Below are 6,467 nucleotides of genomic sequence, written 5' to 3'. Positions count from 1 at the left end.
TTTGCGTTTTGCGTTTTGCGTTTTGCGTTTTGCGTTTTGCGTTTTGCGTTTTGCGTTTTGCGTTTTGCGTTTTGCGTAAGAAAAAATTTTCAATCGGTTTTACAATACCTTTTTCATCAATAATTTGAACTTGTTTTTCTCACCTCTCACCACTGATCACTGCTTACTGAACACTGCCCACTGCCCACTGAATTTTTCACTTTTCACTTTTATTTTAAAATGAAGATTTAATCGATTCTAAGTTGCCATATTCAGCATTAACCTCAACTACTCTTCCCACCACTCACCACTAATCACTGCTTACTGAATACTGCTCCCTAATTTTCTCCCTTTTCACTTTCAGCTTAATGGAAAGAATCGTATCTTATTTTTTTAACTCTAAATTTAATCTATTGAATTCTTACCACCTATATCTCGACTTAGTGTCGTTAGATGAAACTGAAAACAATTCAGAAAAAAACAACAGCATTTTACTTCTTTCCACAGCAGAGCAACTTCAGAAAAAATCATTCAATCCAATTGTAACACAAAAAATAAAAACAGCTTTTCAGGAAGAAAAAGATAGCGTCATCAGCTACGTAGACGACACTCAGAATTTTTTGGTGAGTATCACTTCTACGGATATTGAAAAAAACAGAACGCTAGGAATTGCTTTATATAAAGCTTTGGAAAAAGAGCATGCAGAAACTTCACAACTCCGAGGTTTAAAAAATCTTTCTCCAAAGCAACAAAAAGCTTTTTTGGAAGGACTCGTTTTAGGAAGTTATCATTTTGGTTCTTACCTTAAAAAACAAGATAAAAAAAACTTTAGCGTAAACGTACCAAGCCAAGATTTTACCGAAGCTGCTGTGCAAGAAGTATTGCAAGTAGCTAAAGCGGTGGCCCTTACAAGAACTTTAGTAAATGAACCGCCAAATAAATTGGATTCTGTCATGTTTTCTGAACGCATTATACAAGCGGGAAAAGACTGCGGATTCAAAACCGAAACGCTTCACAAAGAAGAAATTGAGAACTTAGGAATGGGCGGATTATTGGGCGTAAATCAAGGATCTGAGGTCCCCCCAACCTTTAATATTATGACCTACCAGCCTAAAAATGCCGTAAATACTTCTCCATTGGTATTGGTAGGAAAAGGAGTTACGTTTGATACGGGAGGTTATTCTCTAAAAGTGGGAGGTTCTATGTCTACTATGAAAGCAGATATGGGCGGAGGCGCTACGGTAGTTGGAATTATGGCGGCAGTTGCTCTAAATCAACTTCCTTACCATGTGATAGGAATTGTGCCTGCAACCGATAATAAAATTGATGGAAATGCACTATTGGTAGATGACGTCATCACGATGATGGATGGTACGAGCGTAGAAATTCAAAATACAGATGCCGAAGGGAGATTAATTCTTGCTGATGCTTTGACGTATGCTAAAAGGTATCATCCAAACTTAGTGATAGATATTGCTACTTTAACAGGAGCTGCCGCGGCTATCACAGGTTCATTTGGGATTGCCATGGCTGGAAATCAGCAAGAAAAAATGAATCATCTAAAAAAATCTGGGGATGAGACGTATGAAAGGTTGATTCAGCTTCCTTTTTGGAAAGAATACGGAGATCTTTTAAAAAGTGAGGTCGCCGATCTTAAAAATATTGGAGGCCCCATTGGTGGTGCTACTACCGCAGCAAAGTTTTTAGAGCATTTCACAAATTATGATTGGATTCATTTAGATATTGCTGGACCAGCCTTTTTAAAAGAAGCTAAAGGATCGCTTCCTTCCGGCGGAACCGGAGTTGGCGTAAGACTTGTCTATAATTATATCCAAAATCAAATCCATAATAAGGCTTAAGTTTTAAAAAATTATCGTGCTCTTTCTCCTCTAAAAAAAGGGGAAGGAGTATGTAAAAAGAGGGAAAATATAATAATAAATATTTCTAAATAAACAATTAGTATTATCAGTGTTAGCTCTGCTTGAAGGGTGCTTGATGATTTTTAATGAAAAATTTCACACGCCAATCCAATTATAGAGAAACACTATTTTATGGGAAAAATATTATTCTCGATACACCCCGAAGTTTCGAGGTACTCAAATTGAAACATTTTTCTTAGCTTGAAATCTATTATGAATGAAAATCATCTCAATCAAATGTCACTAGATCAAGATCGCTTAAAAGCCTTACAATGGAGTTTTGAACTCTTCGCTTTGGAGCGTTCTCAACCTAAAATTAACAAGTCTCAAGAAGCCTTAAAAAGAATCTTGGTTCAATACTTAGATCGCTTAATTATAGAAGACTTTAGTTTACTGATACGGCTTTTATATCGCATTGATATTCCGCAGGAAAAAGCGAATCTTGCTTTAGCTGAAAAAAATAAAAACACTTCTGCAGGAGAAATTTTGGCAGAGCTAATTATTCAGCGACAGCTAGATAAAATAAAAACACGTAAGGCTTATCGCGATGGACAGTTATAATTCATATCAATTGAACCAGAATAATTTTAACCTCTAAATAAGAAAAACTTAGTTTTCAATTCTTCAATAGCCGTTTCCTTATTGGTGGTGATATATCTTAAAGCTTCTTGGGTAAATTCTTCCCCTTTTGGCGTAAGCGAAGCAATTTGATGATCAACTTCAATTAAATTATTCTTTTTAGCCAGGTCTAAAACGGTTTTTGCTTGCACTTTTTGCCAATTGATGTGGTCTTGCAAATGATTAACGTGACGCTCTTTGGGATCTGAATGGTTTTGCAAATGCAGCAAAAAAACTAATAAAGAAACTTCTTTTCGCTGCTGACGTTCTCTAAAATATACTGAAAAAACACCTTGTCGGGGAGCAAAGAGATACACCAATAGAAATAGAATCCCTAGTACGGTAGTCATAGAACCTGCAATAGAAGCATCTAAAAGATTAGCCATCCAATAGCCTCCAATAGCAGCAATTACACCAAAAAAGCAGGCCAAAACTAGCATTTTCTTAAGGTTGTTGGTAAGCAGATAAGCCGTTGCTGCGGGTGCAATGACTAGCGCTACCACCAAAACAGCTCCTACAGCATCAAAAGCACCTACAATAGTTACCGAAGAAACGGTCATAAGTCCGTAGTGCAAAATTATAGGAGAAAAGCCCAACGTGGCGGCAAGCCCTTTATCAAATGTGCTTAATTTTAATTCCTTAAAGAAAAGAATGAGTAGTGTAATACTAATCAGTAAAATAGTTCCAATAACCCATAGTGATTTAGCTCCTATATCTGTACCGCCAACTTCCAATCGGTCAAAAGGTGCAAAGGCAAGTTCTCCCAATAAAACGGCATCAATATCTAAATGTACATCGTTGGCATTTTTAGCAATTAAGATGACTCCAATGCTAAACAAGGCGGGAAAAACTAAGCCTATAGCAGTATCTGCTTTTACCAATCCCGTTTTCTGAATAAATTCTACCATCACCACTGTAATGACTCCCGTTAATGCCGCTAATAAAATAAGTAAAGGCGAATTAAGGTCTTGGGTAATAAAAAAACCCAATACAATTCCTGGTAAGATAGAATGACTAATGGCGTCACTAATCATTGCCATTTTTCTAAGAACAAGAAAGGTTCCTGGTATTGCACAAGCAATGGCTACCAACGCCGCAATAAGCTGAATTTCTACTTGTATACTAGTCATGACTTTGTCCTAATTTGTTATACATGGCTGAAGCTTGCTCATAACCCTTATGCGTCATAGACCACTTATTTCCCTTGAGGCTTATCAATTCTTCTTTTTCTAATTTAGTGAGTGTTTTTTTAGTAAAACCTTGAAAATTATTTAAAATTCTTATGGCATGAGGGTGCGTAATATCATCATGGTTTTTTACAATACGATACATAAAAGTAAGCGTCTTTTTAAGGTGTAGCTCGTTTCGGTTTTTTCGGAATCTTAATTCTCTAAACAATAATCCTCTATTGGGTGAGAATATAAAAGAAATCAATACAAAGCTTGCTGCTACCAATACGATAACTGGTCCCGTAGAAAGGTTATTTTGGCTTGCACTAATGGCAGTACCAAAAACACCTGAAAAAGCACCAAATATGGAAGCCAGAATAATCATAGTTCCCAAATTATTTGTCCATTGTCTTGCGGCGGCGGCTGGAGCCAACAACATAGCACTCATTAATACCACCCCAACGGTTTGAAGGCCCATTACGATAGCCAATACAATAAAACTGGTAATAAGAATGTCTAAAAATTTGGTGTTAAAACCCAAGGTTTTGGTATAATCTGCATCGAAGACTAGCAACTTTAATTCTTTCCAAAACAGCAATAAAACAATAAGACTTACTCCAGTTACAATAGCCATTACCCAAACATCTTGCTCTACCAAAGTGGCGGCTTGTCCAAACAGATATTTGTCTAAGCCAGCTTGATTAGCATTGGGCATTTTCTGAATAAACGTGAGCAACAGCATTCCAAACCCAAAAAATAAAGAGAGAATTAACCCTAAAGCGGTATCACTTTTTAATCTAGTTCTTCTTACAATGCCTTTGATCCAAAAGGTTCCTATAAGTCCGCTAATTAATGCGCCTATCAAAATGAGATTCGCATCTTTAACTCCGGTAAGAATAAAAGCTAAAGCAATACCAGGTAAAGAAGCATGGGAAATCGCATCTCCTAACAAGCTTTGTTTCCGCAAGACGGCAAAACTACCTAACATCCCACAAATTGCGCCCAAAATTGCGGTTCCCAAAGTAATGGTACGCAAGGTATAATTGGTAAAAAAGTCGCTTAACTCCATGTTAATAATTCTCTTTCTTTCTGAAATTTACTCTTCTGATAAAATCTCCTATTGCGTCACCGCTACTTTATAATTAATCCCGTAAGTTTTAGTGAGGTTATCATCGTTAAAAATGTCTTTTACTTTTCCTGAAGCAACTCCTTTTACATTTAAGAAGGTGACCCAATCAAAATACTCGGGTACGGTTTGCAAATCGTGATGTACCACAATAAGCGTTTTCCTCGCTTTTCTTAGTTCTTTTAAAATATTGATAATGGCTTTTTCGGTGGTTGCATCTACCCCTTGGAAGGGTTCATCCATTAAATAAATAGACGCATTTTGTACCAACGCGCGTGCTAAGAAAATACGCTGTTGTTGTCCGCCACTAAGCTGACTTATTTGTCGGTTTTTAAACTCCAACATTCCCACTTTTTCTAGCGCTTCCAAAGCAGCTTTTTTTTCTTTTTGCCCAGGACGTTTAATCCAGCCCAAGCTCCCATAAGTTCCCATCATCACTACATCTAAAGCGACGGTAGGAAAATCCCAATCTACACTTCCTTTTTGAGGTACATAAGCCACCTTATCTACTTGTTTTTTATAAGGTTTTCCAAATACTTTTACACTTCCAGCAATTGGTTTTATAATACCTAAAATAGATTTAATAAGCGTAGATTTCCCCGCACCGTTAGGACCAACAATGGCCATTAGAACTCCTTCTGGCACTACGAGATCAATATCCCAAAGTACAGGTTTATAATCATAAGCTACCGTGAGGTCATCTATTTGTATGGCTGGAAGTTGATCTTTCATATCATCTTATTTTAAAGCGTTTACTATGGTTTCTACATTGTAAGAGAACATCCCAATATAGGTTCCTTCCTCCGTTCCTGCGTTTCCTAGCGCATCAGAGTATAAAGTTCCGCCAATTTTCACATCAAAACCTTCAGACTTTACCGCTTGTTGTAAGGCTTCAATAGTTCGTTTAGGAACACTGGTTTCAATAAAGATGGCTTTTACTTTTTTATCGATAATCAATTCGGCTAAGTTTTGCACATCCTGTACGCCAGCTTCTGTTGCGGTACTCAAACCCTGCAAGCCTACTACATCAAAACCGTACTCTTCTCCAAAATAATTAAAGGCATCGTGCGCGGTCACCAAGATGCGTTTTTCTTTGGGTAGACTAGCAATGGTTTCTCGTACTTCTGCTTCTAACGTCTCTAATTTTTTTAGATAGATGTCTTTATTCTTGTTGTACAATTCTGCATTTTTAGGATCTAATTCGCTTAAATGCTGCGTGAGATTTACCGTGATTTGTTTCCAGTATTTAATATTGAACCAAATATGCGGATCAAAACTAGAGGCAAAATACTCAGATCCTATTAATTTCTTTTTATCTAATACTTCCGCTAAGGCAATAGTATTGGTATTTCTTCCCATTTTCTCAAAAACATCTACCAACTTCCCTTCTAGGTGTAAACCGCTATAAAAAACCACATCGGCTCGGGTTAATTTAGAAACATCTCCTTCACTTGCCTTGTATAAATGCGGATCTACTCCGCTTCCCATTAAACCTTGCACCTCAACAGCATCACCTCCAATATTGTTCACCAAATCTGTAATTATGGTGGTGGTGGTTACGATATTGAGTTTATTGGGATCATTCGTTGAAGTTTCTTTACAAGCAGTAAAAAGAAGGGTACAATAAAAAAGCAAAAGAAAGTGTTTCATAGGTAT

Annotated in this window: 6 protein-coding genes; 2 read left to right on the top strand and 4 right to left on the bottom strand. The window is 37.0% G+C overall.

Annotated features, from left to right (window positions below; all coding sequences use genetic code 11):
• Positions 1-392: 392 nt before the first annotated feature.
• Positions 393-1,838, top strand: coding sequence for a leucyl aminopeptidase family protein (locus RLT85_RS07305; protein ID WP_311401374.1), 1,446 nt, complete (start codon positions 393-395; stop codon positions 1,836-1,838).
• 297 nt (positions 1,839-2,135) lie between these two features.
• A complete protein-coding gene (locus RLT85_RS07300) occupies positions 2,136-2,459 on the top strand; it encodes a hypothetical protein (RefSeq protein WP_311401373.1) in 324 nt (107 codons plus the stop codon).
• 26 nt (positions 2,460-2,485) lie between these two features.
• Here RLT85_RS07300 and RLT85_RS07295 read toward each other — a convergent pair whose 3' ends face one another.
• From RLT85_RS07295 to RLT85_RS07280, 4 genes are read right to left on the bottom strand one after another with little or no spacing between them, the layout of a single operon-like run.
• The gene (locus RLT85_RS07295; protein WP_311401372.1) at positions 2,486-3,646 is read right to left on the bottom strand and encodes a metal ABC transporter permease; all 1,161 of its coding nucleotides are present in this window, start codon (positions 3,644-3,646) and stop codon (positions 2,486-2,488) included.
• On the bottom strand, positions 3,639-4,754 hold the full coding sequence (locus RLT85_RS07290) for a metal ABC transporter permease (protein WP_311401371.1): 1,116 nt from the start codon (positions 4,752-4,754) through the stop codon (positions 3,639-3,641). The genes RLT85_RS07295 and RLT85_RS07290 overlap by 8 nt, the downstream gene beginning before the upstream one ends.
• A gap of 48 nt (positions 4,755-4,802) precedes the next feature.
• Positions 4,803-5,543: a metal ABC transporter ATP-binding protein gene (locus tag RLT85_RS07285; RefSeq protein ID WP_311401370.1), complete on the bottom strand. Its 741-nt coding sequence runs from the start codon at positions 5,541-5,543 to the stop codon at positions 4,803-4,805.
• Between the two features lie 6 nt (positions 5,544-5,549).
• Entirely contained in the window at positions 5,550-6,461 is a 912-nt protein-coding gene (locus RLT85_RS07280; protein ID WP_311401369.1) for a metal ABC transporter solute-binding protein, Zn/Mn family, read from the bottom strand.
• Positions 6,462-6,467: the final 6 nt, after the last annotated feature.

This window comes from Mesonia ostreae, from assembly GCF_031845265.1.
Taxonomy (GTDB): domain Bacteria; phylum Bacteroidota; class Bacteroidia; order Flavobacteriales; family Flavobacteriaceae; genus Mesonia; species Mesonia ostreae.
Note: the sequence above shows the minus strand (reverse complement) of the source record. Positions and strands in the feature narration are given on the sequence as shown.